Raw genomic sequence first — 2422 nt, forward strand, 5'->3', positions numbered from 1 at the left:
ACCCTAAGCTATTAAAATATAATATATTTTTAGTTATAAATTATCCATTCTTCTAAAACTTTATCAATTTTTCCCTGAAGCTCTTCTTTTTCATTAAAAAGCTTATTAAGGTCCTCATAGTTAAGATCTTTCTCCTTCATCTTATTATCAATCACCTTAATTTCTTCTTCTAAATCTTCCATATTTCTTTCTAATCTACTTATTTCCCTCTCTTTTTTCTTACTTTCATCTATAGTTTTTACCTTTTGAACCTTTTGTTTTTTCACTTTGATTTCTTCTTTAATAAGCTGTGTTTTTTCCTTTATATGATTTCTGTAATAGTCATAGTTTCCTAAATAATTATTAAACTTTTTATCTTCAATGGCTATAACTCTATTAGATATCTTATTTATAAAGTATCTATCATGAGATATAAAGAATATAGTTCCTTTGAAATCCTCCAGCGCCTCCTCTAAGGTTTCTATGGAATCAATATCCAAGTGGTTTGTAGGTTCATCTAATATAAGTAGATTAATATCTTCATAAAGGAGTTTACTTAATTTAAGCCTAGTCTTCTCTCCTCCTGAAAGATTTTCAACCTTCTTAAAGACATCTTCTCCAAAGAACATAAATTTAGATAAATACTCCCTAGCCTTTCCCTCTAATATCTCTATATCATCTCTAAAGCACTGTAGTACTGTAGCTTCTTCATCATTAAAGAATATATTTTGAGGTAAATATGCCCATCTCACATTCGAGCCAAGAGTCACTAATCCCTTATCTATTTTCTCTTCTTTAAGGAGCATCTTTAAAAATGTAGTTTTACCACTTCCATTTTGCCCTATTAATGCAGTTCTCTCACCGTACCTTACTAGTAGACTCCCATTATCTATTAACACCTTCTCCTCAAAGGATTTTCTAAGATCTTCTACTTTAATAACCTCTTCTCCTGATCTATCGCTGCTTATAAACTTTATTTTCATATTCTCTTTCTCAAAGGACGGCCTATCTATCTTCTCCATTTTATCGAGCTTTTTTTCCATACTCATAGCTCTTCTAATAAATTTAACATTCTCCCCATTATTTGACCAATCTCTAAGTCTTCTTATAGACTCCTCCATGGATTGTATATCTTTCTGCTGCTCTTTATAGAATTTAAACTGTAGAAGCATCTTCTCTTCTTTATCTTTAATATATTTAGAATAATTACCCTTGTAGGTTTCACAACATAGGTTTTCAACCTCTATGGTCTTAGTTATTACTTTATCTAAAAAATATCTGTCATGAGATACTATTATAACCGTACTCTTACTCTCTAAAAGATATCCTTCCAGCCACTCCAAAGAATCCATATCTAAGTGATTTGTTGGTTCATCAAGGAGTAATATATCTGGATTCTCTAGTAATATTTTCCCTAAAATTAAGGTAGTCTTTTCTCCTCCACTTAAAATATGAAAAGGTCTTTTTAGAAAATCCTCACTAAACTTTAATCCCTCACATATTTTACTGAACTTTTCCTCTTTTTCATACCCACCTAAAGCCTCATAGGTTTCTTGTACATTACTATATCTTTTTAAAGTTTTTTCAAGGTCTTCTCCCGAGAGAGTCTTCATGCGATTTTCTAAATCTCTCATAGTTTCTTCAATTCCACTCAAGCTGTCAAAAGCACTATTTAAAACATCATAAGCACTACATTCCATAGGATAGTCTGGTATTTGTTTAAGATACCCTATGGTAGTTCCCCTTCTTATTGAGATATTACCTTCATCAATCTTTTCTACATTTGCTATGATTTTTAAAATTGTAGTCTTTCCACTTCCGTTTCTTCCAACTATTCCAGCCTTTTCTCCTCTTTTAACTTGAAAGGTCACTCCCCTAAGAGCTAGAGTAGCTCCATAATATTTTGTTACATTGTTTAATGATAATTCGATCATGTTCCTTCCTCCCTTTAATTAAGGGTAAGGGATTACTTGCCAAGAACTTTTCTTGTATAATCTATAAAAACTTATAAATACCGTGATGTATATGAAATATAGTTCTTTCCTTATGATATATAGATAAATTTTTTTCTTTTTAATTCTAAGGTTACTTCTATAACTATTTTTCTTTATCCTATATAAGGGCTATTATATTTATATACCTTATCTAATTTATAATTCTTTTAATAAGTTAGATGTATTCTTGAAATCACGGTATCCTCTTTTTAACTTCCAAATAAATTAACCTATGGTATTAGTTAAATCTTAAAATCTCTAAAATATATCGTTGAAATTCTGAAATATCTGCTTTTAATTTGTAAATAACAAATATTAATTTCTAAAAGCTCAGAAGTTCAATAAACTGATTTAAATAAAACAATAAGTTTACTTAAAACTTTTATAATTTATAAGGTGCAGTTATATTTTTATACATAAAAAAATCCAGGCAAGTAAACAACACCTAG

At 29.4% G+C, this 2422-nt stretch carries 1 protein-coding gene; it reads right to left on the bottom strand.

The genetic code is table 11. The features are described 5' to 3' along the window. Nucleotides 1–29: 29 nt before the first annotated feature. Nucleotides 30–1913 carry a ribosomal protection-like ABC-F family protein gene (gene abc-f, locus AB2369_RS12905; protein ID WP_367666881.1) on the bottom strand — a complete coding sequence of 628 codons (1884 nt, stop codon included), beginning with the start codon at nucleotides 1911–1913 and terminating at the stop codon, nucleotides 30–32. Between the last annotated feature and the right edge of the window lie 509 nt (nucleotides 1914–2422).

Origin of the sequence: Clostridium sp. (assembly GCF_040797585.1) — a bacterium.
Taxonomy (GTDB): domain Bacteria; phylum Bacillota; class Clostridia; order Clostridiales; family Clostridiaceae; genus Clostridium_Z.

What these genes read in the sequence shown, in the direction of transcription:
- abc-f (WP_367666881.1), bottom strand. Translation starts at nt 1,913, where the DNA reads ATGATCGAATTATCATTAAACAATGTAACAAAATATTATGGAGCTACT.